Origin of the sequence: Paraburkholderia sp. CNPSo 3274 (genome assembly GCF_024206475.1) — a bacterium.
Classification (GTDB): Bacteria; Pseudomonadota; Gammaproteobacteria; order Burkholderiales; family Burkholderiaceae; genus Paraburkholderia.
This window is the reverse complement of sequence record NZ_JAMBPR010000270.1, coordinates 1-533: the sequence shown is the minus strand read 5'-3', so window position 1 is coordinate 533 and position 533 is coordinate 1. Positions and strand designations below refer to the sequence as shown.

Below are 533 nucleotides of genomic sequence, written 5' to 3'. Positions count from 1 at the left end.
AGCTTTTTTAAGCGGTGAGCGAAAAAAAGGGGTTGACGAAGCGAAAAAGATTCTTCATAATCTCGTTTCTCTGCTGCAGACGCAGCAACGCAGAAAGAAGCCGGTAGTTAAGTGGTTGTCTGAACGAAACTGCGCGGCAACTTCGCGATCGATCTTTAAAAATTTACAGCCGATAAGTGTGGGCGCTTGATGCGGTGGCGGCCTGATGATGTTCTTCGGAGCATTGTCGGGAGCAGCAAAAGTATCAAGAGTCTCACACTAAAGTAAGTCAGGTTTTTGAAGCAATTCAGATACCTGTCAGCTTTGAGTGAGCGACCGGTCTCGAGAGAGACCGAAAACAGTAACAGGTTTAAACTGAAGAGTTTGATCCTGGCTCAGATTGAACGCTGGCGGCATGCCTTACACATGCAAGTCGAACGGCAGCGCGGGAGCAATCCTGGCGGCGAGTGGCGAACGGGTGAGTAATACATCGGAACATGTCCAGTAGTGGGGGATAGCCCGGCGAAAGCCGGATTAATACCGCATACGATCTA

1 protein-coding gene and 1 rRNA gene are annotated in these 533 nt (G+C 49.5%); both read left to right on the top strand.

Annotated elements, in window-relative coordinates:
• The coding region (locus M3I54_RS44640; protein ID WP_254346783.1) for a hypothetical protein at positions 1-190 on the top strand (190 nt) is incomplete at its 5' end.
• Positions 191-351: 161 nt separating this feature from the next.
• Positions 352-533: ribosomal RNA gene (locus M3I54_RS44635) — 16S ribosomal RNA — on the top strand; the annotation flags it as partial.